Below are 26,996 nucleotides of genomic sequence, written 5' to 3'. Positions count from 1 at the left end.
TGTCCAGGCAATAGCAGCATCAGGAATGAAAGGTTGCCCGCCAGACGGCAGGCAACCAAAGACGCAGGACCAGAAAAAATCCGATTTTAGTGCAGTTTGAGACGAGGACGAATGACTCGATTGATGCTGCCGACCAGCATCATCAGGCCGGTTTTGAGATAGCCATGCAGTGCAATCTGATGCATACGATATAGCGAAATGTAAACGAAGCGGGCAATCCGTCCCTCCACCATCACCGAGCCGCGCATCAGGTTGCCCATCAGGCTGCCAACGGTACTGAATTTGGACAATGACACCAGCGAACCGTGGTCTTTGTAGACATAGGGTTTCAGCGGCTGATTATTCATCAACGCCAGAATGTTGCTGTAACAACGCGATGCCATCTGATGCGCAGCCTGCGCGCGCGGAGGCACAAAACCGCCGCCCGGCTGAGGGCAAGAGGCACAATCGCCAATGGCGAAAATGGCCGGATCGCGCGTAGTCTGTAACGTTGGCTCCACCATCAGTTGGTTAATCCGGTTGGTTTCCAGACCAGCGATGTCCTTCATGGCGTCGGCTGCTTTGATGCCCGCTGCCCACACCATCAGGTCGGCGTCAATAAATTCGCCATCCTTGGTATTCAGCCCTCCCTGCTCAGCGCTGGTCACCATGGTTTTGGTCAGAACGCGAACACCGAGTTGGGTCAGTTCATGATGCGCCGCCGCAGAAATACGCGGTGGCAATGCAGGCAGAATACGCTCGCCCGCTTCCACCAGCGTCACGTTCAGTGCCTGATTACTGAGGCTGTCAAACCCGTAACTGTGTAGTTGTTTTACTGCATTGTGTAGCTCAGCGGACAATTCCACCCCGGTAGCGCCGCCCCCGACAATCGCAATATTAACCTTCTCGTTTTCGCCCTGAGAGGCAGAGAATTTAAGGAACAGGTTGAGCATTTCATTATGAAAACGGCGCGCCTGTTTCGGGTTATCCAGAAAAATACAGTGATCTTTGACACCCGGCGTGCCGAAGTCATTGGAGGTACTGCCCAACGCAACGACGAGGATGTCGTACGGCAATGAACGGGCCGCCACCAGCAGTTCCCCCTGTTCATTACGGATTTCAGCCAGTTGGATAGAACGCTGTTCACGGTCAATATTGGTCAGCATACCCAGTTGGAAATTGAAATGATGATTGCGGGCGTGCGCCAGGTAGCTCAGCGCATCCATATCATCATCCAGCGAGCCGGTTGCGACTTCGTGCAGCAGTGGTTTCCACAGGTGGCTGTGATTGCGATCCACCAATGTGATTTCCGCTTTATTTTTACGCCCCAGCTTGCGACCCAGGCTGGTTGCTAATTCCAGCCCTCCGGCGCCACCGCCGACAATCACGATTTTCTTGATTGGCAATGATGTCAAAATGACCCCCTGAAAATTTGTGAACCAATAGTTAATAAATAGTAAAAAACAATATCCTTAAATTACATATGGTTATGAAAATAAAATGGGATATCCGCTATGAGAATACCATGCAAGGTCATTTGGTCATACCAAAATTGATTTATATCAATTTATTTTAGTTACATATCGCCAACATGCAAAATTAGACAGGTTAAGACAACGAATTAGAGTGAATTTAAAAAAAGGATGCGCTGTCAAACCCGCATGGCGCGGGCCTGACAACCATGAAAAACAACCGGTGGGAAAATCAGCCTAATGATTTAAAGGCTTTGATACGTTGCAGGTGTGAAGAGATATCACGGAACTTATGGCCTTCTGTCTCGTTCCAGATGATTTCGTAATACTCGCCCAGCAGGCGGGCGCTGCGCTGGTTATCCAGCATATCGTCATGCCGCGACAACACGACCATACAACGGTCGCGGTTTTTCTCTCGAAAATTCTCCACACATTTGGTGGCGATATCGACGTATTCTTCCGGGCGATCAATTTTGCCTGCCATATTCTCTTGCGGGAACAGATTGGGGTTGAACACCACCTGACGGATATCGCACAGAAAACCGATGCGTTCAGCCCAGAAGCCCCCTAGTCCGACGCCGCAAATCAGCGGACAATCATCTGCATTCCCTTGCAGCATCTTATCCACTTCCCTAAGCAGATGCTGCATGTCATGACGTGGATGCAGGGTACTGTAACTTATCAGTCGGACATCCGGGTCGATGAACCGCAACTGCAGCACTTTTTCATGATTACCCGGACTGCTTGAATCAAAACCGTGCAAATAGATGATCATCTGTGCTTTCCCTCCAGCGTTGTTTAGCGGGTGATTTAACTCGCCGCTTTATGTGCCTGCCAGCGTTCACTCAGTGCCGTCAACTGCGACGTCGCCTGCTTCCAGCGCGATGAATTCAGCAGTTCCCGTCGCGTTATCACTGCACGATGATAAAGCGTCTCCAGCCCCGGTACGTTGACCACAGGCAGATTATCCAATACGTTAATCGCCCCCTGACGCTGATTGCAGACCAGAATCATGTCGCAGCCTGCATCCAGTGAGGCTTGTGCACGCTCCGCATAGCCCCCCATCACCGCCGCGCCTTCCATCGACAGGTCATCAGAAAAGATGATGCCGCCGAATCCCAATTCCTGACGCAATATCTGCCGCAGCCAGTACGGCGACCCGCTGGCCGGGCGAGGATCGGCATCGCTATAAATGACATGCGCAGGCATCACGGCATCTAACTGCTGCCGGGCGATCAGGTCCCGAAATACCCGCATATCCCGTTCCCGAATCTGCGTCAGCGGTCGCTCGTCTCGCGGCGTTTCCTTATGGGAGTCTGCCGTTACCGCGCCATGTCCAGGAAAATGCTTGCCTGTCGCCTTCATACCGGCGGTACGCATACCCGCAATAAAATGCTCAACCACCGCCAGCAAGGTATCCGGGTCGTGGTGGAAGGAACGGTCGCCAATCGCGGCGCTCTGATGACCCACATCCAGCACCGGGGCAAAACTGATATCGATATCCATGGCGGTCATCTCCGCCGCCATCACCCAGCCAGCCTCTTGTGCCAGTTGCTGTGCCTGCGGTAACGGATTTAATGCGGCAAAAGACTGCGCAGCCGGCAGTGCGGTAAAACCGTCACGAAACCGCTGTACCCGGCCACCTTCTTGATCCACCGCCACTACCAGCCGTTCACGTGAAGCGCGCCGCATCTGACGCACCAGCTCTGCCAGTTGGTCGGCATCGTGAAAATTGCGGCTAAACAGGATCACGCCCCCTACCAGCGGGTGCGCCAGCACCTCGCGATCTTCTGCGTCCAGCTCATAGCCGGCCACATCTAACATTAACGGACCCACAAAAACCTCTTTCTGTTAATTGCCATTGGTCACGGCCAGACCGCGCACACCGGTGACTAACCTGGCAGACAGCGCTCAGTCAGACCATCCCGTCGTGTCACGCAACGCATTGGCCGTTTGCCGGTAATACGCCTCACCAGTCTGTCGCCAGCGAACTTCAAACCACATCAGCACCAGATAATCCACCCAATATTGCCAACGCGCGACCTGCCGTCGCAATGAGGTCGGACACAAACCGGGCCAGTACTGGCAGTATGCTTGCAAAAAATCCTGTTGCTGCGCGTCATTCAGTTCACCGCCGCGGAACAGCAACGCCAGTTCCAGCCCAATATCGCCATCCGCCGCGTACTCCCAGTCAATCAACCGCCATCCTTTATTCGTACACAACAGATTACCGGGATGCACATCCAGATGCAGCGGCGCAATCAGTAACGGCGTCGGTAATGGCTTGTTGATCACCCGTTGGCAGGCACGCATTAGCCGTGGCGAACGACGGGCCGGGTCCATATGCTGCCAGTGCTGGGCCATCAGGCGTTTCAACGGTAGTGGGTAGCCATAACGCGGCCCATGATGCAGACGCGCCATCAATGCCGCCAGCTGTCCTTGCGCCAGTGATTGCGCAAACTGACGGGTATTGGCCGGCTCGCCTGCCAGCCACTCTACCAGCAACCACCCCTCTCGCCAGCACACCGGACGCGGTGCCAGTGACTGCCCACTCAGTTTGCGCAGCACCTGAAACTCGCGCTGTCGAGACGTTCCCAGTTGCCGCCCTTGCGGCGTTTCTCCACGCGCCAGCCACATCCCGACCGGAGAAGCCACCAGCCAGCTTTGGTGACTCAAGCCATTAATCGGCTGTAAATGAAAACCGGCGGTCGCTACCGCCGGCAAAGCCTGCTGTAACAGCGCGTTCAGCGCCTCACTGCTGGCGTACCGTGCCATTGCCGGACCAGACTATTTCACCGGTCTGCACCAGCATCAGTTGCATCGACAAATCCGGCGCTTTCACGTCTCCACTGGCATCGGCATACAGCACATACTGTGCGCCAAGGTAACGGGCCAGCCCTACCGCTTTGCTGCGTGATTCCAGGCTATCCTCTTCGGATAATCCCAGTGACTGCCGGGCCACGCCCAATTGCTCAGGAGACACCATGGTAAACTGCCCGGACGCAGCCAGCGCGTTGTACAGCGCCGTCGTCGCCTGAGCGGTTTGCAGCGAACCATTGGTATTGTTCTTGAGTTTATTCAACAGCAGAATGCTGCCCCTGGCGATGCCATCTGTTTTCACCATCTTCCCAACCAGCGGCGTTACCGCAGCCGACCAGTTGAGTACCGGTACCTGAATTTTTGGCGGTGTTGGCAACGGCTGGCTTTCTGGTGATGGCAGTTGCGGTTTCACCGGCCTAGCTGGAACGGCAGGCTCAATGGTAGCCGGTTGTTCTGTTTGCGGCTCACGGCTGCTACAACCTGCAATGACCAGCGCCACCAGCACGATGCCAAGATATTTTTTCATGTCTATCCTCTCAATCACGCATCAGAGAAAAAGATAAAGCCGCACCTGACTGGCTGCCGGATTGGTATGCGTCGCACCAAGGGAGATATCCGTATGAGCAGGGACTACCACCGTCTGGCTGGACCCCAGCGGCGGGACATCCAGCCCTTGCTGATCATACCAGTAAAAGCGATAGTGCAGCGCCACCGGTTGCTCCGACCTATTGCTGATACGGGCAGACGCCTGCTGACCTGCGCTGCCACGCGACAGCGACGGGCGAGAAGCGCTGATGCCGGCAGCCGTTACCGAGGCGTCCAGCACCAGCGTCTGTTTGGAATTAATGCTCAGGCTGGCTGTCTTGCTGCATCCGATAAGCGACATTCCCAGCAGCAGCACGAGCCATGTGCCCGGTAACAATACCCGCATGACCGCATCAACCAGCCAGCAGCGGCCCCAGTGGGCGGCCACCCAGCAGATGCATATGGATGTGATACACCTCCTGTCCGCCGTGGCGATTGCAGTTAATAATCAGACGGTAACCGTCATCTGCAATCCCTTCCTGACGGGCAAGACTACCAGCAACCGTGATCATGCGGCCCAGCGCAGCTTCATGCTCCGGCGCGGTATCATTCAAAGTAGGAATCAGAACATTCGGCACAATCAAAATGTGGGTAGGCGTACGCGGCGCAATATCACGAAAAGCCGTCACCAGTTCGTCCTGATAGACGATATCGGCAGGGATTTCCCGACGAATAATTTTACTGAAAATGGTTTCTTCAGCCATAACACAGTTCCTTTAAAAACGAGCGCTATTCAGCAATCCGGCTTGCAGTATGAGTGATAAATCCAATATTTTTCAACTCTCTTTGTCGATGGTTGCCATGCCCTGTCCACAGAGCTATGCCTCGAAAAACTCCGCAGGCATCCCCAGCGAACACCCGGCATCGGTAATCTTTCTCCACTCACCGTCAGAAATGGAGATGCCTTCAGCCAGGCGCTGCTGACGGGCCAGACGCTCTGGTTCACCGGCAACCAGAATCGACGAGGACAGATCCGGCGAACGCGATGCGCGAACATACGCCAGCATGGCATCATATTCCTGTTGCAGCCACGCCATACCCACCAGCTTCGTCGGGTCGATCAGAATAGTGGTCATGTTGTTAACAATAGCGCCTTCACGCGGGTTACCCGGATGAATGGTGCCACCGCCGGACAGAATGCCCGCCAGCAATTCCGCCGCAAGAATCAGGCCGCCGCCCTTGTGACGCGCAATCGGCAACAATGCACCGGTTGTCTCACCTTCCCACATCACTCTAGGGTCAGCGCTTGGTCGCCCGTCATGGTCCAGCATTACCGGCTCATCAAAGGTTTTCCCCGCCAGCCAGGCCACGCGCGTTTTGCCCAGCGCCACCATGCTGGTAGCAAAATCCAGAATAAAGTCGGGATTGTCATCACTGCCCGGAAAAGCGATACAAATAGGGTTGGTACCAAAGCGTGCTTCGCTGCCGCCAAACGGCGCCACCAGCGGTGCAATATCACCAACGTTGACGAAATGAATCGAAATCAGCCCAGCCTGCGCCGCCATTTCACCGTAGTTGCCGATGCGGCCCAGATGACAGGTTGATGCCAGCGTCATCAGGCAAACGCCGGTGGTTCTCACGCGCGTAATCGCCGCCAGCATCGCCTCGCGCCCGGTTCGCTGCCCGAATCCGCGATCACCGGAAAATTGCAGCACCGCGCCGTTATCCTGCAACAGGCGAGCCGGGGTATTAGGACACATGGTGCCTGCGGCGATAAAATTGACGTATTCCGGCAACATACCGACCCCATGGCTGTCATGCCCTTTGAGATTGGCGCCGACCAGATGAAGCGCCACACACTCGGCTTCATCGTGGTCACACCCGACATGACGTAACAGTTCATAGGCTATCTGCGTTAAGCGCTCAGCTGAAATCTGCATTCGCTGTTCCCTCTGAAAGATGATGTGGTTATACGCCCTTGACGGTCGATGTTGTTATTCAGGGCGGCGTTAATTATTACGCTGTCGGGAATGACAACAGATGTATCATGCACGACAACTTTTATCATCCTACTGCCGAATCTCCGATTCTGTCCTGCCAGGAAATGTCAGGATGTAAAAAAGGGGCCGTAGCCCCTTTTCGTCAACTCCCTGTCATTCGTCAGTAGTGACGAATATTTCAGTGATTACGGATGTAATCATCCATATCAGTTTTCAGGTTGTCGGACTTGGTACCAAAGATCGCCTGCACACCGGAGCCAGCAACCACCACACCCGCAGCGCCCAGTTTTTTCAGCTCGGCCTGGTCAACCTTGGACACATCACTCACGCTGACACGCAGGCGGGTGATACAGGCATCCAGGTTAGTGATGTTTTCTTTACCGCCAAATGCGGACACCAGCGACGCTGCCATTTCAGAACTGCCCTGAGCAGACTGCTCAGAGGACGATTCTTCACGACCCGGAGTTTTCAGGTCTAATTTGGCGATCAGCACGCGGAATACCGTGTAGTAAACCGCGGCGTAGCATAGGCCGACAATCGGGAACAGCCACAGCTTGCTGCCGTTGCCGCTCAGCACGATGAAATCGATCAGGCCGTGCGAGAAGCTGGTGCCGTCACGCATACCGAGCAGAATACAGATCGGGAATGCCAGGCCAGCCAGGATGGCGTGGATGACATACAGAATCGGCGCTACGAAGATGAAGGAAAACTCGATAGGTTCGGTAATACCGGTCAGGAACGCGGTCAGCGCGGCGGAGATCATGATGCCGCCCACTTTAGCGCGGTTTTCTGGTTTAGCCGAATGCCAGATAGCCAGAGCAGCAGCCGGCAGACCATACATTTTGAACAGGAAGCCGCCAGACAGTTTACCCGCCGTCGGGTCGCCTGCCATATAACGCGGAATATCGCCATGGAACACCTGACCGGCGGCGTTGGTGAATTCACCAACCTGCATCTGGAACGGCACGTTCCAAATATGATGCAGACCGAACGGTACCAGGCTACGTTCAACGATGCCATAGATACCAAACGCCAGCACCGGGTTCTGGTAAGCAGCCCAGTGAGAGAACGTCTGAATCGCGCTGCCCACCGGCGGCCAAATGAACGACAACACCACACCGCTAATAATGGCAGTCAGGCCGGAAATGATCGGCACAAAGCGCTTACCGGCAAAAAAGCCGAGGTATTCCGGCAACCGGATACGGTAAAAGCGGTTGAACATGGAGGCGGCTATCGCACCAGCGATAATGCCCCCCAACACGCCGGTGTCGGCCATGTGGTTAGCAGCGATATCCGCTGGCGACATATGCAGCACCAGCGGCGCGACTACCGCCATGGTTTTCACCATAATGCCATAAGCGACTACCGCAGCCAGCGCAGACACGCCGTCATTATTGGTGAAGCCCAACGCCACGCCGATAGCAAAAATCAGCGGCATGTTGGCAAAAACCGAATCACCCGCCTGCGCCATCACGCTGGAAACAACTGCTGGCAGCCAGCTAAAGTTGGCCGACCCGACGCCCAGTAGAATACCGGCGATAGGCAGCACGGACACTGGCAGCATCAGCGATTTACCTACTTTTTGCAGGTTTGCAAATGCATTCTTAAACATAATAGAGAGTGCTCCTGAGTAATAGTGCTTCTACTTCTGACAGTTCACTGAAGGTGGGGAGGTCATCCTTCATGCGGTCGGGATGTGATATGCATCCTCATTAATTTTTACGCAGGGTAAAATAATTACCGCGTCAAATGTTTGATAGCAGTCACGTTTCAACTCATGGGAAACCCACGTTACTATCAGAAGTCTTATGGTTTGTGATCTAACGCTAAAATCAATCCCCGCCACAGTACAGAATAGGCCGAAAATAGCAGGGATTATCAGCGATTAATTACGAAGCCCAAAAAAACTCGCGTATTCTCAACCAGTATCAGGCCACGGTCAACCGTGCGGCATCAATGTGGAATAGTCGGGCAAAATTTTCGGTGGTGGTGGATGCCAGTTGTTCGAGACTGACATTCTTGAGTACAGCCAGATATTCAGCCACATCGCGTACGTAGGCGGGTTGATTCTCCTTGCCGCGGTAGGGAACCGGCGCCAGCCAGGGGGAATCGGTTTCAATCAGCAGCCGATCCAGTGGTACATAGCGGGCAACGTCGCGCAAGGCATCTGCATTACGGAAAGTCACGATCCCGGAAAAGGAAATATAGAATCCCAAATCCAGCAGTTTCTCCGCCGTTTCCCTATCTTCGGTAAAACAGTGCAGCACGCCGCCACACTCTTGCGCTTTTTCTTCACGCAGGATGGCAAGTGTATCCTCGCGGGCGGAACGGGTATGCACAATCACCGGCTTGTTCAGCGCCCGACCAATACGAATATGCTCACGGAATGACGCCTGCTGTTGCGCAATAGTCTCCTGCTGATAATAGTAATCCAGCCCGGTTTCCCCCAACGCCACTACCGATGGCAAGGCTGCCAGCGTACGCAATTCAGCAAAATCGTATGGTGCTTCCTGACTGAGCGGATGCACGCCACAGGAAAACGCCACATTGTCGCGCTCGCCGATCAACTCGGTCATGGCGCGAAATCCCGGCAATGTGGTGGCAACCGCCAGCAAAAAGCCCACATCACGTTCACGAGCCTTATTCAGTACGTCAGAGACATCTTTGTGCAGCGACTGATAATCCAAGCCATCAAGATGACAATGGGAATCAACTAACAACATAATCAGGACTTCCGATATTCAGGAAAAAAATGACGGCACCGGTAGCGTCGGAGATGACAACAGGTTCTCCCACGCCAGCAGTAGTTCCGTTAATAACAATTCGCGGTTAACGCCCGTCACCGACAACAGTTGGTAACGACAGTACAGCCAACGCCGCAGGCTATGATGCAATCGGGCATCGCCAAGTTGTGATGCCAGTTGCGCCACCAGCGATGCCTGATCCTGGTTAGTGCGCTGACCAGCGGCTTGATGACGCCATTTCAGCGCATCCAGAAACAAGGCGCATACCCAATGGATACGGCGGTCGGCATCATCATGATTCAGCACGGATAACAGCGCCAATGCATCACCAGATTGCAAGCTGTGACTTAACTGCTGACAGACCATCTGGCGCGCCTTCCAGCTATCAGGTTGCAACAAGGCGTCAGCCGCCAATGGTGCACCCGCAGCCAGCCGCAACGCACTCTGAACCGCCGTCTCATCATTATGACCGCGTGCACGTAGCCACTGTATGCCTTGCTGCTCAGTCGGCACATCCAAATACAAATGCAGGCAGCGACTGCGCAACGTTGCCAGCAACTGACCTGGCTCGCGGCATCCCAATAGGAAATAGGTTTGCGCCGGCGGCTCCTCCAACGTTTTCAGCAACGCGTTAGCCGCGGCTTCGGTGAGATTTTCCGCCAGCGGCAGCCAGACCACCTTTGCCCCACCCTGTCGTGAACGCTGGTACACCTGCTCCAGCGCAGCACGCACCGCATCAACGCCCAGACTGAGTTTGCCTTTTTCAGGACTGAGGGTATGACAATCTGGGTGGGTACCCGCATTCATCAATTCGCAGGAATGGCAGCGTCCACAACTCTTTGCCCCTTCCGGCTGCTGGCACAGCAACCAACGGCTAAATGCGTACATCAGCGACGCATCGCCCATGCCATCAATGGCATGTAGCAACAACGCGTGATGACCGCGCTTCACCTGATGCGACGCCAGCAACTGGCGATAAGGGGCATTCAGCCAGGGATACCACTCCATCAACGGCTCACTCCCCTCACCCGTTTAATTGCCGCAACCAGTTGGACAACACCTGTCGAATGTCGGCGCTGACCTGAGTCAGCTCGCGGGATGCATCAATCGTCACGATAGACGCATCGGCTGCCGCCAATTGCTGATAGCGCGCACGGGTTCGTTCGAAAAACGCCAGCGACTCCTGCTCGATACGGTCCAGTTCACCGCGCTGGCGAGCGCGTTTTAGCCCCAGTTCAGGTGGGATATCCAGATAAAGCGTCAAATCGGGGCGAAAATCACCCAGCACCGTATCCCGCAACGAGGTCATCAGGTGCGGATCGATCCCCCTCCCTCCCCCTTGATAAGCCTGAGAAGAAAGATCATGTCGATCACCCACTACCCAGGCGCCACGGGCCAGCGCCGGGCGAATCACGTTTTCCACCAGTTGCACGCGTGCTGCGTACAACATCAGTAATTCCGCTTTATCTGTCAGCTTTTCATTTGCGACGCCTTGTTTGATAAGCTCACGCAGTTTTTCCGCCAGCGGCGTGCCGCCGGGTTCGCGGGTAAAAATGACATCATCAATGCCCGATGCCCGCAACGTTTCCACTACCACAGTATGAGCGCTGGTCTTGCCTGCACCTTCCAGGCCTTCAATCACAATAAATTTACTATTCATGCTTTTCCTTTCCGGCAGCAGCAGCCTGCGCGGAACGATACACCTGTACGGCACGATTATGATCGTTCAGGTTAGAGGTAAATGTGTGACCACCTTTGCCGTCGGCCACAAAATAGAGATAGCTGGTCTTGGCCGGATGCGCCGCCGCGTCAAGTGATGCCTTACCCGGCATGGCAATAGGCGTTGGCGGCAACCCGCTGATGACATAGGTATTGTATGGTGTGGGAGCCTCCAGCGCACTGCGGGTAATCACGCCGTTATAACTCTCGCCCATTCCGTAGATCACCGTCGGGTCAGTTTGCAGCCGCATTCCCGCACGCAGACGATTGATAAACACCGACGCCACCAATGGTCGCTCATCATTAATTGCCGTTTCTTTTTCAATCAACGACGCCATGACCAGTAGCTCTTCAGGGGTTTTATAAGGCAATCCCTCATCCCGCGCAGCCCAGACGTCATTCAGTATTTTTACCATCCGCTGATGCGCACGTTGCAGGATCGATTTATCACTCATCCCGGCAGTATGGAGATAGGTATCCGGATAAAACCAGCCTTCAGGATTGGGCTTGTCTTTCAACCCTACCGCTTCAGCAATCTCCTGTGGAGTTTTATCGTCCAGCGTGTGCCTGAGATAAGGTGCAGACTTCAGCGTTTCCTGCCAGTCCTTCAGGCGTGAGCCTTCCACGAACCGCAGCGAAAACTGTGCCTCTTTGCCACTGGCTAACAGCACCAGCATATCGCGCACGGTCATGGCAGGCGTCAGACGATAGGTTCCGGCTTTAAACGTGGCCAGTTCGGGTTCCAACTGCAGTAACCAGGGGAACCAGTGACTGTCGCCAACAATCTGCTGTTCCACCAGCAAATCTTTTAAGCCTTCACGATTCGTGCCGGCAGGGAGAGTAAAAATGGTTTCCTGTTTGATGGTCAGCGGTGAAGCGGCGAAATGCTGTATTTGCTTCCACCCAATCCAAACACCGATTACCAATAGAACAATAATCCCAAGACCCCACTTTATTCTCTTCATAACGCATCACAACTCACAATTAGGACTCAGAAAGTCGAACAACTCTCGTGAGCGATAACACCAGATATGCGCCTGGTTTACAGGTATAACCGGCATCAGCGCATTACACACCAGCACTTCGTCCGCATCTGCCAACGCCTCCAGTGGTTCTGACACCACATGAAGCGTAAACGCAGAGGCCTGCAACAGCGCCATAATATGCCGACGAGCCACACCGTCAACGCCGCAAAGCGAGATATCCGGCGTAAACACCCGCTTTCCTTTGCGCCAGAATAAATTAGCCGCACAGCATTCCACCAGCGCACCGGAGGTGTCAAGCACCAGTGCCTCGTCGGCACCAGAGCGTTCAAGATGCGTGCGGATCAGCACCTGCTCCAGTCGGTTCAGATGTTTGATACCCGCCAGCCACGCGCTTTGCGCCAGCGTAACCGGGCTAAGCGCCAGCCGGATGCCATCCTGACGCCAATTGACGTAATGTTGTGGATATGGTGCCTGCATCACTATGCGTACAGGGTTGTCACATCCCGCCGGACTGTAGCCACGGCCACCGTTCCCCCGGCTGATGATGACCTTCACCACACCATCGGCGCGGCCCGCCGCTGCCCGTTGCATCTCATCACCCAGTTGTTGCCAGTCAACATCCGGCAGCAGCAATTTTTCCGCCGCCTGCTGTAGCCGCAGAATATGTCGCTCCAGCCATATTATTTGCCCTGCAACGACTCTGGCGGTGGTAAAACAACCGTCACCAAATTGTACGCTGCGATCCGAAACCGGTAATTGCTGTTCTGCTTTCCCGTCAATCCACCACATATCCGCCTCCTCGGCCAGGGTGCAAGCCTGTCAGCCGTCTTTGCGTCCGGCAAGCGGCAATATCTGATTTTTGAACAGACAAAAAAAAGCCCGGCAGAACCGGGCTTATTATTAAAACATCACATCAGACTTTACGGAACACCACGGAACCATTGGTGCCGCCGAAACCAAAGGAGTTACACAAGGTGTATTCCATGTTGGCGACCTGACGAGCCTCGTGCGCAACGAAATCTAAATCGCAACCATCATCAGGGTTATCCAGGTTGATGGTCGGCGGAACAGCGTTATCACGCAACGCCATAATACAAAAGATTGACTCCACCGCACCCGCTGCACCCAGCAGGTGGCCGATCATCGATTTGGTCGAACTGACCAACACGCGAGTATCCGCACCGAAAACCGATTTCACTGCCTGTGCTTCCGCCTTGTCACCAGCCGGCGTAGACGTTCCGTGCGCATTGATATAACCCACCTGACTCGTAGAAATACCTGCATCACGCAAGGCATTCTCCATCGCCAGCGCCGCACCTGCACCACTTTCCGGTGGGGAGGTCATGTGGTAGGCATCGCTGCTCATACCAAAACCGACGATCTCGGCATAGATTTTCGCGCCACGCTTTTTGGCATGTTCATACTCTTCGAGTACCAAAATACCGGCGCCGTCGCCCAACACAAATCCATCGCGATCTTTGTCCCACGGACGGCTCGCCGCCTGTGGGTTGTCGTTGCGGGTTGACAGCGCTCGTGCCGCACCAAATCCGCCGACCCCCAGAGGGGTACTGGCTTTTTCCGCCCCGCCGGCCAACATAACATCGGCATCGTTGTACGCGATAATGCGTGCAGCGTGGCCGATGTTATGCACACCAGAAGTACAGGCAGTGGCGATCGATATGGTAGGACCACGCAAGCCGAACATGATGCTCAGGTGCCCTGCGACCATGTTAACGATAGTGGATGGCACAAAAAACGGACTGATTTTACGCGGACCACCATGCATCAGCGCGCCATGGTTTTCCTCGATCAGTCCAAGGCCACCAATACCTGACCCAATAGCGGCTCCGATGCGGCTCGCATTAGCTTCCGTTACCTCAAGGCCTGAATCCTGCATGGCCTGAATGCCTGCGGCAATCCCGTATTGAATAAAGGCATCCATCTTGCGCGCTTCTTTGCGCGAGATGAAATCTTCACAGTTAAAGTCCTTTACTAAGCCAGCAAAACGCGTTGCATAGGCACTAGTATCGAAATGATCAATCAGGCTGATGCCACTCTGACCGGCAAGCAGAGCATTCCAGGTTGACGCTACTGTATTGCCGACAGGAGATAACATGCCCAGACCAGTCACAACTACTCGACGCTTAGACACGCTGATCCTCCAGGGAGGGAAAAAATGATACTGAGGTAGAAGAAAACTTAGGCGGTCGGACGACCGCCTAGATATGTTCGATTACTGCTGATTAGCCTGAATGAAATCAATGGCTGCCTGAACAGTCGTGATTTTCTCAGCTTCTTCATCTGGAATCTCGGTATCGAATTCTTCTTCCAATGCCATTACCAGTTCAACAGTGTCAAGAGAATCAGCGCCCAAGTCATCAACGAAAGAGGCATTGTTCACGACTTCTTCAGGCTTAACACCCAGCTGTTCAACGATGATTTTCTTAACGCGTTCTTCGATAGTGCTCATACTCTTAAATTTCCTATCAAAACTCGCTTTCGCGATGGTTTTCGTAGTGTATAAAATGTTGAAAAAGATGCAACAAAATCAAGACTGGTCGAACCAAGATTTTGTGCTTTTTACAGTTTTCGCTGCAAATTAACGCAAATTACCGTGTTACTCATCAGATCATATACATGCCACCATTGACATGCAATGTTTCGCCGGTGATGTAACCCGCCTCATCAGAGGCTAGAAACGCCACAGCACTTGCGATTTCTTTAGCATCACCCAGCCGGTTGGCAGGAACATTCGCCAAAATGCCCGTGCGCTGTTCCTCTGTCAATGCTCGTGTCATATCGGTTTCAATAAAGCCCGGAGCCACTACGTTGACAGTAATACCGCGAGACGCCACTTCCTGAGCTAACGACTTGCTGAAACCAACCAGTCCTGCCTTAGCAGCAGCATAGTTAGCTTGACCAGCGTTGCCGCGGGAACCAATCACAGACCCAACAGTGATGATGCGACCAAAGCGTTTTTTCATCATGGCGCGTAACACCGCCTTAGACAGACGAAAAACGGAACTCAGGTTGGTATCCAGTACCTCCTGCCAGGCGTCGTCTTTCATACGCATTAACAGGTCATCACGTGTGATACCGGCATTGTTCACCAGAATATCAATATCACCGAATGCTTCTTTGATACTGGCCAAAACGCTTTCAATCGAGGCACTATCCGTAACGTTCAACGCGTAGCCTTTGCCTTTCGGCCCCAGCCACGCGCTGATATCCGCAGCCCCTTTTTCACTGGTGGCGGTGCCAATTACGGTAGCGCCACGGGCAGCCAGCGTCTCGGCGATCGCCCGACCAATGCCACGACTTGCGCCCGTCACCAGGGCAATTTTTCCTTCAAAATTCATTATCTTCACCGTTTTTACTGTTCAAGCGCTGCTGATAAAGAAGCAGGATCATTAATCGCCGTTGCCGTAAGGCTGTCAACGATTCGTTTGGTCAACCCGGACAACACCTTGCCAGGACCGACTTCCACCAGGGTCGATACCCCCTGGGTGGCTATATATTCGACACACTCGGTCCAGCGAACCGGGTTATGCAACTGGCGCACCAGTGCGCTGCGAATGGCTTCGGGGGCAGATTCAGTGCGTACATCGACATTATTAACCACCGGGATTTCCGGTGTATTGAAGGTCATGGCCTCTAACGCATCCGCCAGTTTGCGAGCCGCCGGCTCCATCAGTGCGCAGTGAGAGGGGACACTGACTGACAACGGCAAGGCGCGTTTCGCCCCTGCGGCTTTGCAGGCTGCGCCAGCACGTTCAACCGCTTCTTTATTTCCGGCAATAACCACCTGTCCCGGCGAGTTAAAATTAACGGGTGAAACCACCTGACCTTGCGCTGCTTCGGCACAGGCTGCGGCAATCGCGTCGTTATCAAGACCAATGATGGCGTACATTGCCCCTGTACCTTCCGGTACCGCTTCCTGCATCAACTTGCCACGCAACTCGACCAGACTGACCGCCTGCTTGAAGTCCAGCACGCCAGCACATACCAACGCAGAATATTCGCCCAGGCTATGGCCAGACATCAATGCCGGCAACAAACCACCCTGCTGCTGCCAGATACGCCAAAGTGCCACAGATGCCGTTAACAGTGCGGGCTGGGTCTGCCAGGTTTTGTTCAGCTCTTCCGCTGGCCCTTGCTGGGACAGCAGCCACAAATCATACCCCAGCACCGAGGAAGCTTCGTTAAACGTTTCTTTGATCAACGGGAACTGTTCAGCCAGTTCAGCCAACATACCTACAGACTGAGAACCCTGACCGGGAAATACCATCGCAAATTTCGTCATAGTAATACGTCCTGATGAATCAAAAACAAATCAGAGCAGAGCCCCAGGTAAAACCACCGCCAAACGCTTCCAGCAAAATCAACTGTCCACGCTGAATTCGTCCATCGCGGACGGCCTCATCTAACGCAGAAGGAACAGATGCAGCGGACGTATTGCCATGGCGATCCAGTGTCACTACCACTTTATCCATGCCCATGCCCAATTTTTTAGCCGTGGCGCTGATAATGCGCAGGTTTGCCTGATGGGGAACCAGCCAGTCGAGTTTACTTTTATCAAGGCCAGACGCATCTAACGTCTCTTCAACAATATGCGCCAGTTCCGTTACAGCGACTTTAAATACTTCATTGCCCGCCATGCTCAGATACGCAGGCGTAGGCTCTTGCCTATTCGTATTAGGCAATGACAAAAGATTGCCGTAACTGCCATCCGCGTGCAGATGCGTAGAAAGGATTCCTGGTTCTTCGGAACGCCCCAGCAGCACAGCGCCAGCCGCGTCGCCAAACAGAATCAGGGTACTACGATCAGTCGGATCAAGCGTTCTGGACAACGCATCAGAGCCGACGACCAGTGCGTAATCTACCGCGCCGCTTTTCACATACTGATCAGCAACGCTTAATGCGTAGGCAAATCCAGCGCAGGCAGCAGCGAGGTCAAAAGCAATCATATCTTTAATACCCAGCATCTGCTGGATTTGACATGCCGAGCTTGGGAATGCATGGCTGGACGATGTCGTCGCGACGATAAGCAATCCAACCCGATTCTTATCGATCTCTGCCATATCAAGCGCGTTCAGCGCAGCACGGTACCCCATAGCGGCAACGCTTTCATCTGGAGCAGCAATGCGACGTTCGCGAATACCAGTACGGGTGACAATCCATTCATCTGACGTATCCACCATTTTTTCTAAATCAGCATTCGTCCTGATTTGCGCGGGCAAATAACTTCCCGTTCCGAGAATCTTTGTATACATGTACGCTCAGTCACTCTTGGGTAATACAGCTTTTAGTCGCGACGCAATCCGCTCCGGGAGCTGTCGCTGCACCGCCTGCATCGCCTGTTCAATCGCTACAGCAAACGCATTCTGGTTCGCAGCACCGTGGCTTTTTATGACAGTTCCACGTAATCCTAACAGACATGCGCCGTTATAGTGGTCAGGGTTCAGGTGTCCGAAACGTCTGACCAGACGCCGTTGTAACCAACGTCCTAAAAATTTCAACCACCATGGCTGTGCTTGCCGACGCTCTCCCCTGCCAGACGTTCCCTTCAGGAGAGACAGAAACATTCGCACTACCCCCTCCATGGTTTTTAACGTGACATTCCCGACAAAGCCGTCACAAACCATCACATCCGTTTTGCCGGTCAGCAATTCGTTGCCTTCCAGATAACCGATATAATTAATAGAGGACATCGTTTTTAGTTGCGCCGCTGCGTCACGGATACTAGCAAGCCCTTTGCTCTCTTCTTCGCCGATGTTCAACAACGCCACTCGCGGATTCGTTAACCCAAGCACCTCTTCTGCCATGACGGATCCCATCACGGCAAACTGCACCAGCATCGTGCTGTCGCAATCAACATTCGCCCCCAGATCCAGCACCACACTTTTTCCGTGTTGCAGATGAGGCAACATGGTCACCAATGCAGGCCGATCAATGCCCTCAATGGGTTTGATTAATAGCGTCGCCAGTCCCATCAACGCGCCGGTATTACCTGCACTAACACAGGCTTGTGCCCGCCCGTCCCGAATCAACTCCAGAGCGATACGCATAGATGTCCGCCGACTGGCTCGGATAGCCTGGGACGGACGCGCATCACCAGCTATTACCGATTCAGCCGGCACGATTTCCAAACGGGAGAGTAAAGAGGAATCGACTTTGGCAACTAATGGAGTAAGCGCGGAAGGATCGCCAACCAACAGCAAATGGAGGTCTGGATTAGAAGCCAGTGCCTGCAACGCAGCAGGCACTGTAATGCAGGGACCGAAATCCCCACCCATTGCATCTAACGCCAAGGTTAGGCGCGTCAAAGTGTTTCCTTGCTAAATCGCAAGAATTACTTAGCAACAACCTTGCGACCGCGGTAGTAACCATCCGCAGTGACGTGGTGACGCAGATGCGTTTCGCCGGAAACTTTATCTACGGATACAGCGGAAGTGGTCAGCGCATCGTGAGCACGACGCATACCACGTTTGGAACGGCTAGGTTTATTCTGTTGTACGGCCATGGACCTTACTCCTTAATTACTTACGCTTTAAACTGGCTAATACGGCAAATGGATTCGGTTTTTCCGCCTCAGCGGGTAACTGACCAAACACCATATCCGTTTCGGACACTTCACAGTGTTCAGAATCATGCACCGGCGCGATAGGTAAAGAGAGGATGAGCTCATCCTCAATCATCGCCAACAAATCAACCTCACCGAATTCATTGACTTCGATAGGTTCATAAGCTTCCGGCAAGGCTTCAGCCTGTTCATCACTGATGACCGGGCTAAAACAGAACGTGGTGTGGACCTGATGTTCGAAAGGCTTGCCGCAGCGCTGACACAGCAACGTCACCGTTACATCAGCCTGCCCATCAATCACTGCCAGCCGTTGGCTGTCAATGCTGAACGACAGAGTCGCATTCACATCACTGTCCACACTAACCACTGATTCGGCGACACGCATCACCTGCTCAACCGTATAGATACCAACATAATCTAAACGCTTCTGAGCAGTGCGAACCGCATCAAGGGTTAAGGGTAATTTTACCTTTTGCATAGGGCGCGCATATTAACGTCGTAATGACGGAGAGTCAAAGAAAAAGGTGGCGATGTCGGTACTTTCACGTAAATTTGCTTTCGCACACCCAAATTCGCTTCCAGAGCGACAAGCAGTTTAAAATGCATTACCTGATTACGCTATGACCTGGTTGAAATTTATGTCCCGGATTGTCCTTGCCTCTACCTCTGTTTATCGCAAAGCACTTTTTGAAAAACTGGGATTGCCGTTTATATGTGCAGCGCCTGATTTTGATGAAACGCCTGATGATAGCGAAAGTGCCGTCGAGCTAGTCCGCAGACTGGCAATCGGTAAAGCGCAGTCACTGGCCGGGCGTTATCCTGACAGCCTTATCATCGGCAGCGATCAAGTCTGTGTATTGGGAGATACCATTACCGGCAAGCCCCATACCCAGGAAAACGCCATATGCCAGTTGCAGCAAGCCAGTGGACAGCGCATCACCTTTTATACTGGGCTTGCGTTATTCAACAGCGCAACGACACGCCTGCAATGTGTCGTGGAGCCATTCGATGTCTATTTCCGTACACTCGGCATCAGAGAAATTGAGCGCTATGTTGAGATTGAAAATCCTGTTGACTGCGCCGGAAGCTTCAAAAGCGAAGGGCTTGGCATCACCTTATTCGACCGGTTATCTGGCCGGGATCCAAATACGCTTATCGGCTTACCACTGATTACGCTGCTGGAATTATTACGCCAGGAAGGCGTTAACCCGTTATTGCCATAATAATGTGCGCGCTCCGTCCCTGCCGCAAGTCCAGGACGTGCACGCCAACTTATTTCTGGTTTTGGCGTTGCCGAAGAACCAGCAGGCAATGGCGCAAAGCTGCATCAAGCGGTGCCTCAATGCGTAGTGTTTCACCAGTATGAGGATGTTCAAACCGCAATGCCTGCGCATGAAGAAACAGGCGTTTGAGTCCGGTATCCATCAGTTGAGCATCAAAATCACGATCACCATACCGTTCATCAAAAGCAATGGGGTGACCAGCATACTGGGTATGGACACGAATCTGGTGGGTTCGCCCCGTCACCGGGCTGGCACGCACCAACGTGGCACAATCAAATCGCTCTTCCACCTTAAACAGTGTTTCCGACGGCTTACCCTCACTATTTACCCTGACAATACGCTCGCCACTTTGCAGCACATTTTTCAACAGCGGCGCTTGCACTGACTTACAGTGTGACTGCCACTGGCCGCGAACCAGCGCCAGATAATCCTTCTGCATATTTTTGCCGCGCAATTGTTCATGCAATGAACGCAGCGCCGAACGTTTTTTAGCCACCAGCAATACACCAGAGGTATCACGATCCAGACGATGAACCAGTTCCAGAAAACGCGCTTCTGGCCGTAGCGCCCGAAGTCCTTCAATCACGCCGAAGCTAAGCCCGCTTCCGCCATGCACTGCCGTACCCGATGGCTTATTCAGGAGCAACAGATAATCATCTTCATACAGTATGCAATCCGCCAGTGCTGAGACTTTATCCAGACTGGCGGAAACCGCCGGTTCTTCACGCTCCGACTGGCGCACAGGCGGAATACGCACTTCATCGCCATCCAACAGCTTGTATTCCGGCTTGATACGTTTTTTATTCACTCGCACCTCGCCTTTACGCAAAATGCGATAAATCATACTCTTTGGCACACCTTTAAGCCGGGTGCGCAAGAAATTGTCGATTCGCTGACCAGCTTCCTCAGGGGAAATTGTCAGAAACTGTACGGTTGGATTCTCTGTTTTCATGGAGGCGGATTTTAAAGAGCACACACCGATAGCGCCACATCTTTTTCTATGCTTAACTGTCAGTCTGGCTTATGAAGATATTGTTACTGTCCGCGACCAGACTGGTTTTAGCATCAACAGGTATCAGTTTGATGAAAGACAGCACAATAAACTTTATATTGACAGGCAAAGTCACCTTGCTATCGATGTATCAGCAATGGAATAATGCTTTGGCTTTCCGTGCTGATTTCCGGTAAAACAGGGGAAATTGCGGAATTATTATCTTTGTCTGATTACTCATAAACGCAGCAATGGCGTAAGACGTATTGAATAATCAGGCAGTTAGCGAGCTGTGGTTTGCAGCTTGGCCGGCATATGGAATCAGATCTGGCAACCTATTTTTCAGAAGCTGTTCCCGCAGTAAATGCGCTGTATTTCCTGATGAAATACAGGCTACCGAAACATGCGCCTCTATGCAGGCGACAACCGTGAGGTTGACGCCCCTGCGATAAGACACGAGGCCATCGGTCCCCTCCGGTCATGCACCGCGTTCACCCGCAGCTCTATCAATAATGCAAGTAAAAATAATGAGTTAAGCACAATGAAAAGAATGTTGATTAACGCGACTCAGCAGGAAGAGTTGCGTGTTGCCTTGGTTGATGGTCAGCGGCTTTACGATCTGGACATTGAAAGTCCCGGCCATGAACAGAAGAAGGCAAACATTTATAAAGGCAAAATCACCCGCATTGAACCCAGCCTTGAAGCCGCTTTTGTTGATTATGGCGCAGAGCGACATGGCTTCCTTCCTCTTAAAGAAATCGCACGCGAATACTTCCCCAGCAACTATAACTCTCACGGTCGCCCGAATATTAAAGATGTGCTCCGTGAAGGTCAGGAAGTTATCGTTCAGGTGGACAAAGAAGAGCGCGGCAACAAAGGGGCTGCCTTAACGACGTTCATTAGTCTGGCTGGCAGCTATCTGGTGCTGATGCCAAACAATCCACGCGCAGGAGGCATTTCCCGTCGTATTGAGGGTGATGACCGTACTGAATTGAAAGAAGCGCTTGGTTCACTAGAACTACCGGACGGCATGGGACTAATCGTCCGTACCGCCGGGGTGGGCAAATCAGCCGATGCACTGCAGTGGGATCTGGCGTTCCGTCTGAAACACTGGGAAGCTATCAAAAAAGCGGCGGAAGGCCGAGCGGCACCGTTCCTGATTCATCAGGAAAGTAACGTAATCGTCCGCGCATTTCGCGATTATTTGCGTCCTGATATCGGCGAAATCCTCATCGATAATCCGAAAATTCTCGAATTGGCCAAAGAGCATATCGCTGCGCTGGGGCGTCCGGACTTCAGTAGCAAAATCAAGCCGTATACTGGTGAAATTCCGCTGTTCAGCCATTACCAGATCGAATCGCAGATCGAATCTGCCTTCCAGCGTGAAGTGCGCCTGCCTTCCGGCGGTTCAATCGTCATTGATACCACCGAAGCGCTGACCGCCATCGATATCAACTCCGCCAGAGCCACCCGCGGCGGCGACATTGAAGAAACCGCCTTCAACACTAACCTGGAAGCGGCAGATGAAATTGCCCGTCAGTTGCGTCTGCGAGACCTGGGCGGTTTGATTGTTATCGACTTTATCGACATGACCCCGGTCCGCCATCAGCGTGAGGTGGAAAACCGCCTGCGTGAAGCGGTACGACAGGACCGCGCTCGTATTCAAATCGGTCGCATTTCCCGTTTTGGCTTGCTGGAAATGTCGCGCCAACGGCTAAGTCCGTCATTAGGCGAATCCAGTCATCACGTCTGCCCGCGCTGTAGCGGCACAGGTACGATTCGTGACAACGAATCACTGTCGCTGTCGATTCTGCGCTTGATCGAAGAAGAAGCGCTGAAAGAGAACACCAAAGAAGTCCATGCGATTGTGCCGGTTCCTATCGCATCTTATCTGCTTAACGAAAAACGTGAAGCCGTTAATGCTATCGAGAAACGTCAAGGCGGTGTTCGCGCCATTATCGTACCTCATGACGGCATGGAAACTCCGCACTACTCCGTACTTCGCATCCGTAAAGGCGAGGAAAAACAGACGCTGAGCTACATGTTGCCTCAGTTGCTGGATGCTGAAACCCAGCAGTCAACAGAGGAGCAGGTGTCTGAACGCCGGACACCGGAACAGCCGGCACTGGCCTCCTTCACTATGCCTGATATTCCGCCAGGTGAAACCACAACCGCTCCGGCAGTGGCTGCACCAAGTCATGTGGAAAAACCGGCCTCCTCCGAACGCGGCTTGTTTGGTCGCCTTGTCGGTGCATTGAAGGGCATGTTTGCATCGTCTAACGACGTTAAAGACAAACCGGTCGATGCGGCCCAAACAACGACAGACGATCAGGAGCAAAAGCAGGAACGCCGAAACAATCGCCGTCAGTCTGGCCGACGTGATCGCACGCGCGAACCTCGTGAACGCGATGAACAGCGTCGTAACAAACGCGTACAGCCGCAAAATGCTGACGTCGAAACTGTACCTACAGCGGAAGTACCCGTTCAGGACAAAGCCGTTCGTGATGAACAGCGCCGCGAGCAGCGCGCCGAGCGTCAACGCCGCCGTCAGGAGGAAAAACGTCAGGCACAGAATGAAATCAAAGATCTGAACACCGCTGCCGCTGATGTTGAAGATACAATTGCCGAGCAGGAGAAACCCGCTCAGGTGATGCCACGTCGTCAACGCCGCCAGTTATCTCAAAAAGTACGGATTGACGATGGCAACACCGCCGGAGAGAACATTGATGCACAGTCGCCGACGGTATCGCACGTTCAGGAATCTCAGGCACAGGACGCACCTGAATCAGTTGCATTGATTGCTGGAGTTGCGGATACAGAAAATGAAACTGCAACTGAAAGCAACCGTGAAACTGGTCTGCCACGCCGTTCTCGCCGTTCGCCTCGTCATCTGCGTGTCAGTGGTCAGCGCCGTCGCCGTTACCGCGATGAGCGTTACCCTGCACAATCGCCGATGCCACTGGCACAAGCTTCAGCCTCGCCAGAAATGGCCTCCGGCAAAGTTTGGGTTCGTTATCCGGTTGCGCAGCCGCAACAATCGGAATTGGTGGAGGAACAAACCACTGAGACGACCAATGTCCAGCATTCCGCTGTGTCTGAACTGGCAGCAACACCGGTTGTTTTGTCTTCTGAAGTGACAAATCTGGACACGGCTCTCGCAAGCGCCCCGCTAGAGGATGCCCCGGTATCCGTTCCGGCGCAGCAAGAAGCGGCATCAACCGAAGTGGTTCAGCCTACCGAAGCCAACTTGCAACAAGCAGCGTCCCAGTCTCAAGAGAGACAAGAACCTGCACCGCAGATCGTGAATACGATTGCCAGCGTTGAAGAGACGGCTGCCACGGTGGTTACCGATAACGAAGCAACAAAAAGCAGTGATAAACCCGTTGAAGCCCAGATAACTGAGCCACCACAGGTTATTCATGAGTCAGTGCAGGTTGATACCCCATCAGCGGTTCAGGAAGCGCGCATCGTGCCGCCAGTTGAAACCACGCCGGTGGTACAGCCTCGCCAGCATCACGCAACTGCGCCGATGACCCGTGCGCCGGCACCGGCCTATATTCCGGATGCGCCGCGTATCAGCCACTGGCAACGCCCGGCGTTTGAATTTACGGGTAAAGGTTCGGCTGGCGGCCATAGTGCCGTGAATCAAGCCAGTGCTCCGGCAACACGGCCCGTGGAATAAATACGATCTGTGGAATAGATGTAAAAAAAGCACCTTGTTGTAGGTGCTTATTCTGATTCGATGCCCGTCCATGACGGGCATTTTTTTCAGACAATCGCCTGCAGCAATTTGATATCCATGCTGTCAATTTTGCCTTCCAGTTGAGCAACAAGAGTACGGAAATGCCCAGTCTGCTTATGCTCAGTAATCGCCTCCTCGCTTTTCCAGCGCTCGAAAAACACGAACGAGCCACTTTTGTTGAGTTCTTCATGCAACTCATACTGCAAATTGCCAGCTTCCTGACGACTCGGTACCACTACCTGCCGAACGGCTACTGCGACTTCATTAATAAATTCCAGCTTAGCCTGAACACTGGCGACGATACGAATCTCCATCATAAACTCCATTGATATAACAACCGATTAAATATCCGACCATAAAACGCCAACAAAAAGCTAATTTCAACCTTTTCACAACGAACGGATGCATTCGCTACACTTTCCGCTTATGCTTATTCCCCGCCATATTCCCCTGCTTTAGGGACGTTATTTACTGACTGCCGGAGTTTTCATGACCCCCTTGCCGAATGTTCTGAAGATTCGTCGCCCTGATGACTGGCATCTTCATTTGCGTGACGATCAGATGCTCAACACCGTACTGCCTTACACCAGTCGCCTGTTTGCCAGAGCCATCGTCATGCCAAACCTAACGCCGCCCATTACTACGGTGGCTCAGGCCGAAGCGTATCGGCAACGGATTCTCTCCGCCATTCCTGTTGGCGATACTTTCCAGCCATTGATGACCTGCTATCTGACAGAGTCATTGGATAAAAATGAAATTATCTCAGGCTATCGGCAAGGCGTATTTACCGCCGCTAAACTTTATCCGGCTCATGCAACGACCAACTCCAGCCACGGTGTCTCAGATATCAACACCATTTACCCAATACTTGATGAGATGCAAAAACTGGGTATGCCGCTGCTGGTTCATGGTGAAGTGACCGATCCAGAAGTCGATATTTTTGATCGCGAGGCCCGTTTCATTGAACGCATCATGGAGCCACTACGCAAACAGTTTCCAGAACTGAAAGTGGTATTTGAGCACATCACCACTCGTGAAGCTGCCCAGTATGTTCAATCGGCTGATCGTTTCGTCGCGGCCACTATTACACCGCAGCACCTGATGTTTAACCGTAACCATATGCTGGTCGGCGGTATTCGCCCACACCTATACTGCCTTCCAATCCTCAAACGCAACACCCATCAGCAAGCGCTACGGGAAGCCGTCGCTACCGGTAGCGAAAAATTTTTCCTCGGCACCGATTCTGCTCCTCATGCCAAACATCGCAAAGAATCATCCTGTGGATGTGCCGGTGTCTTTAATGCACAGGCTTCATTAAGTGCCTACGCCACCGTATTTGAAGAATTGAATGCGTTGGACAAACTAGAAGCATTCTGCTCCCTGAATGGCCCACGTTTTTATGGACTTCCAGTTAATGAAGAGACGCTGGAATTACACCGCAGGCCGGTGCAGTTTCCGCAAGAGATCGTAGCAGGCAAAGAGAGCATTATTCCATTCCTTGCCGGCCAGAGCCTCAACTGGTCTGTCGCCTGATAATCTTCGACTCCTTGCCTGACAGGGAGTCACTCCCCAATGCATTTTTTCTCTTTATTGCTGCTTGTGGCCCTTTTATTTTTACTGTATAAAAAAACAGCAAGGAGACAACAATGCGTATTGAATTGACCATAGCAAAAACTACCCCTCTGCCCGCTGGCGCACTTGAGGCACTGACAGACGAACTGAGTCACCGGGTGCATGGCATTTATCCGGATGCGACGGTCCACATCCGTTATGCTGCTACAAATAACCTAACTGTTTTTGGCGGTAATAAAGACGACAAAGAGCGAATATCAGAAATCCTGCAAGAGACATGGGAAAGCGCTGACGACTGGTTCATTCAACATGAATAATGTTTTTTCCCTTTATTGATAGTTACCCGGTAAAGAGTTAGCAGGTAGAGAGTTACCCGGTGGCCAGAATCCTCTGTCTGGCCTTATACATTTATACATACTGTTTTTATGGATATTTTACACTTCATATGACGTGCTGTACTATTTTTGCTCACTCACTATCACTCGTTTCCCAAGATAATTAGCCGAAACATCCACTTGAGTTTTTTTTACATTTAATTTCCATAAATGGATCCGACAGAGATATACTGATATTGCTCAGC

The 26,996-nt window shown here is 52.8% G+C and carries 29 protein-coding genes; 5 read left to right on the top strand and 24 right to left on the bottom strand.

What is annotated here, in order from left to right; genetic code table 11:
• Nucleotides 1-86 precede the first annotated feature (86 nt).
• The 22 genes from Dpoa569_RS07545 to yceD all read right to left on the bottom strand — a co-directional run bounded on the left by Dpoa569_RS07545 (nucleotide 87) and on the right by yceD (nucleotide 19,306).
• Nucleotides 87-1,394 (bottom strand): NAD(P)/FAD-dependent oxidoreductase, encoded by a 1,308-nt coding sequence (locus Dpoa569_RS07545; RefSeq protein WP_042871167.1) that lies wholly within the window; start codon nucleotides 1,392-1,394, stop codon nucleotides 87-89.
• A 289-nt stretch (nucleotides 1,395-1,683) separates the two neighbouring features.
• The gene (ycfP, locus tag Dpoa569_RS07540) at nucleotides 1,684-2,226 is read right to left on the bottom strand and encodes an alpha/beta hydrolase YcfP (protein ID WP_042871169.1); all 543 of its coding nucleotides are present in this window, start codon (nucleotides 2,224-2,226) and stop codon (nucleotides 1,684-1,686) included.
• A gap of 35 nt (nucleotides 2,227-2,261) precedes the next feature.
• Nucleotides 2,262-3,287 (bottom strand): beta-N-acetylhexosaminidase, encoded by a 1,026-nt coding sequence (gene nagZ, locus Dpoa569_RS07535; RefSeq protein ID WP_042871171.1) that lies wholly within the window; start codon nucleotides 3,285-3,287, stop codon nucleotides 2,262-2,264.
• 75 nt (nucleotides 3,288-3,362) lie between these two features.
• The gene (locus tag Dpoa569_RS07530) at nucleotides 3,363-4,226 is read right to left on the bottom strand and encodes a phosphotransferase (RefSeq protein WP_042871173.1); all 864 of its coding nucleotides are present in this window, start codon (nucleotides 4,224-4,226) and stop codon (nucleotides 3,363-3,365) included.
• Nucleotides 4,204-4,797: a penicillin-binding protein activator LpoB gene (gene lpoB / locus Dpoa569_RS07525; RefSeq protein ID WP_042871175.1), complete on the bottom strand. Its 594-nt coding sequence runs from the start codon at nucleotides 4,795-4,797 to the stop codon at nucleotides 4,204-4,206. The genes Dpoa569_RS07530 and lpoB overlap by 23 nt, the downstream gene beginning before the upstream one ends.
• Before the next feature lie 21 nt (nucleotides 4,798-4,818).
• Nucleotides 4,819-5,244, bottom strand: coding sequence for a YcfL family protein (locus Dpoa569_RS07520; RefSeq protein WP_227983153.1), 426 nt, complete (start codon nucleotides 5,242-5,244; stop codon nucleotides 4,819-4,821).
• On the bottom strand, nucleotides 5,210-5,560 hold the full coding sequence (gene hinT / locus Dpoa569_RS07515) for a purine nucleoside phosphoramidase (protein ID WP_042871178.1): 351 nt from the start codon (nucleotides 5,558-5,560) through the stop codon (nucleotides 5,210-5,212). The genes Dpoa569_RS07520 and hinT overlap by 35 nt, the downstream gene beginning before the upstream one ends.
• A gap of 114 nt (nucleotides 5,561-5,674) precedes the next feature.
• Nucleotides 5,675-6,736: a malate/lactate/ureidoglycolate dehydrogenase gene (locus Dpoa569_RS07510; protein ID WP_042871180.1), complete on the bottom strand. Its 1,062-nt coding sequence runs from the start codon at nucleotides 6,734-6,736 to the stop codon at nucleotides 5,675-5,677.
• Between the two features lie 238 nt (nucleotides 6,737-6,974).
• The gene (ptsG, locus tag Dpoa569_RS07505) at nucleotides 6,975-8,408 is read right to left on the bottom strand and encodes a PTS glucose transporter subunit IIBC (protein WP_042871182.1); all 1,434 of its coding nucleotides are present in this window, start codon (nucleotides 8,406-8,408) and stop codon (nucleotides 6,975-6,977) included.
• 316 nt (nucleotides 8,409-8,724) lie between these two features.
• Nucleotides 8,725-9,519, bottom strand: coding sequence for a metal-dependent hydrolase (locus Dpoa569_RS07500; protein ID WP_042871184.1), 795 nt, complete (start codon nucleotides 9,517-9,519; stop codon nucleotides 8,725-8,727).
• A gap of 18 nt (nucleotides 9,520-9,537) precedes the next feature.
• Nucleotides 9,538-10,548, bottom strand: coding sequence for a DNA polymerase III subunit delta' (holB, locus tag Dpoa569_RS07495; protein WP_042871186.1), 1,011 nt, complete (start codon nucleotides 10,546-10,548; stop codon nucleotides 9,538-9,540).
• A 16-nt stretch (nucleotides 10,549-10,564) separates the two neighbouring features.
• The gene (gene tmk, locus Dpoa569_RS07490) at nucleotides 10,565-11,200 is read right to left on the bottom strand and encodes a dTMP kinase (RefSeq protein ID WP_042871188.1); all 636 of its coding nucleotides are present in this window, start codon (nucleotides 11,198-11,200) and stop codon (nucleotides 10,565-10,567) included.
• Nucleotides 11,193-12,224, bottom strand: a complete 1,032-nt coding sequence (gene mltG, locus Dpoa569_RS07485; protein ID WP_042871190.1) for an endolytic transglycosylase MltG — start codon at nucleotides 12,222-12,224, stop codon at nucleotides 11,193-11,195. The genes tmk and mltG overlap by 8 nt, the downstream gene beginning before the upstream one ends.
• Nucleotides 12,225-12,230: 6 nt before the next feature.
• Complete coding sequence (gene pabC / locus Dpoa569_RS07480; RefSeq protein WP_146411202.1) at nucleotides 12,231-13,034, bottom strand: aminodeoxychorismate lyase; 804 nt, start codon at nucleotides 13,032-13,034, stop codon at nucleotides 12,231-12,233.
• Between the two features lie 124 nt (nucleotides 13,035-13,158).
• A complete protein-coding gene (gene fabF, locus Dpoa569_RS07475; protein ID WP_042871192.1) occupies nucleotides 13,159-14,397 on the bottom strand; it encodes a beta-ketoacyl-ACP synthase II in 1,239 nt (412 codons plus the stop codon).
• Between the two features lie 81 nt (nucleotides 14,398-14,478).
• Nucleotides 14,479-14,715: an acyl carrier protein gene (gene acpP / locus Dpoa569_RS07470; protein WP_012765204.1), complete on the bottom strand. Its 237-nt coding sequence runs from the start codon at nucleotides 14,713-14,715 to the stop codon at nucleotides 14,479-14,481.
• A gap of 154 nt (nucleotides 14,716-14,869) precedes the next feature.
• The gene (fabG, locus tag Dpoa569_RS07465; protein ID WP_042871194.1) at nucleotides 14,870-15,604 is read right to left on the bottom strand and encodes a 3-oxoacyl-ACP reductase FabG; all 735 of its coding nucleotides are present in this window, start codon (nucleotides 15,602-15,604) and stop codon (nucleotides 14,870-14,872) included.
• Nucleotides 15,605-15,618: 14 nt separating this feature from the next.
• Entirely contained in the window at nucleotides 15,619-16,548 is a 930-nt protein-coding gene (gene fabD / locus Dpoa569_RS07460) for an ACP S-malonyltransferase (RefSeq protein ID WP_042871196.1), read from the bottom strand.
• A gap of 19 nt (nucleotides 16,549-16,567) precedes the next feature.
• Complete coding sequence (locus Dpoa569_RS07455) at nucleotides 16,568-17,518, bottom strand: beta-ketoacyl-ACP synthase III (protein ID WP_042871197.1); 951 nt, start codon at nucleotides 17,516-17,518, stop codon at nucleotides 16,568-16,570.
• Nucleotides 17,519-17,524: 6 nt separating this feature from the next.
• Nucleotides 17,525-18,571: a phosphate acyltransferase PlsX gene (gene plsX / locus Dpoa569_RS07450; RefSeq protein WP_146411199.1), complete on the bottom strand. Its 1,047-nt coding sequence runs from the start codon at nucleotides 18,569-18,571 to the stop codon at nucleotides 17,525-17,527.
• 26 nt (nucleotides 18,572-18,597) lie between these two features.
• Nucleotides 18,598-18,768 (bottom strand): 50S ribosomal protein L32, encoded by a 171-nt coding sequence (rpmF, locus tag Dpoa569_RS07445; protein ID WP_012769343.1) that lies wholly within the window; start codon nucleotides 18,766-18,768, stop codon nucleotides 18,598-18,600.
• 16 nt (nucleotides 18,769-18,784) lie between these two features.
• Nucleotides 18,785-19,306 (bottom strand): 23S rRNA accumulation protein YceD, encoded by a 522-nt coding sequence (gene yceD / locus Dpoa569_RS07440; protein ID WP_042871201.1) that lies wholly within the window; start codon nucleotides 19,304-19,306, stop codon nucleotides 18,785-18,787.
• Between the two features lie 160 nt (nucleotides 19,307-19,466).
• Between yceD and Dpoa569_RS07435 the strand changes: the two genes are divergently transcribed.
• The gene (locus Dpoa569_RS07435) at nucleotides 19,467-20,051 is read left to right on the top strand and encodes a Maf family protein (RefSeq protein WP_042873960.1); all 585 of its coding nucleotides are present in this window, start codon (nucleotides 19,467-19,469) and stop codon (nucleotides 20,049-20,051) included.
• Nucleotides 20,052-20,100: 49 nt separating this feature from the next.
• Here the strand turns inward: Dpoa569_RS07435 and rluC are convergent, their stop codons facing one another.
• Nucleotides 20,101-21,063 carry a 23S rRNA pseudouridine(955/2504/2580) synthase RluC gene (gene rluC, locus Dpoa569_RS07430; RefSeq protein WP_042871204.1) on the bottom strand — a complete coding sequence of 321 codons (963 nt, stop codon included), beginning with the start codon at nucleotides 21,061-21,063 and terminating at the stop codon, nucleotides 20,101-20,103.
• Here rluC and Dpoa569_RS19545 point away from each other — a divergent pair.
• Both Dpoa569_RS19545 and rne read left to right on the top strand, forming a co-directional pair.
• Nucleotides 21,062-21,268, top strand: coding sequence for a hypothetical protein (locus Dpoa569_RS19545; RefSeq protein ID WP_042871206.1), 207 nt, complete (start codon nucleotides 21,062-21,064; stop codon nucleotides 21,266-21,268). The two genes, rluC and Dpoa569_RS19545, sit on opposite strands and share 2 nt — an antisense overlap.
• A 375-nt stretch (nucleotides 21,269-21,643) precedes the next feature.
• Nucleotides 21,644-24,784 carry a ribonuclease E gene (gene rne / locus Dpoa569_RS07425; RefSeq protein WP_146411196.1) on the top strand — a complete coding sequence of 1,047 codons (3,141 nt, stop codon included), beginning with the start codon at nucleotides 21,644-21,646 and terminating at the stop codon, nucleotides 24,782-24,784.
• 86 nt (nucleotides 24,785-24,870) lie between these two features.
• On the opposite strand, the gene Dpoa569_RS07420 is transcribed toward rne, so the two are convergent.
• Complete coding sequence (locus Dpoa569_RS07420) at nucleotides 24,871-25,158, bottom strand: putative quinol monooxygenase (RefSeq protein WP_042871208.1); 288 nt, start codon at nucleotides 25,156-25,158, stop codon at nucleotides 24,871-24,873.
• A 175-nt stretch (nucleotides 25,159-25,333) separates the two neighbouring features.
• Between Dpoa569_RS07420 and pyrC the strand changes: the two genes are divergently transcribed.
• Both pyrC and dinI read left to right on the top strand, forming a co-directional pair.
• Complete coding sequence (gene pyrC, locus Dpoa569_RS07415) at nucleotides 25,334-26,377, top strand: dihydroorotase (protein WP_042871209.1); 1,044 nt, start codon at nucleotides 25,334-25,336, stop codon at nucleotides 26,375-26,377.
• A gap of 113 nt (nucleotides 26,378-26,490) precedes the next feature.
• Nucleotides 26,491-26,733 carry a DNA damage-inducible protein I gene (dinI, locus tag Dpoa569_RS07410; protein WP_042871211.1) on the top strand — a complete coding sequence of 81 codons (243 nt, stop codon included), beginning with the start codon at nucleotides 26,491-26,493 and terminating at the stop codon, nucleotides 26,731-26,733.
• Nucleotides 26,734-26,996: the final 263 nt, after the last annotated feature.

The organism is Dickeya poaceiphila (assembly GCF_007858975.2).
Classification (GTDB): Bacteria; Pseudomonadota; Gammaproteobacteria; order Enterobacterales; family Enterobacteriaceae; genus Dickeya; species Dickeya poaceiphila.
The sequence above is the reverse complement of the archived record's forward strand: the minus strand, read 5'-3'. Positions and strand labels throughout refer to the sequence as shown.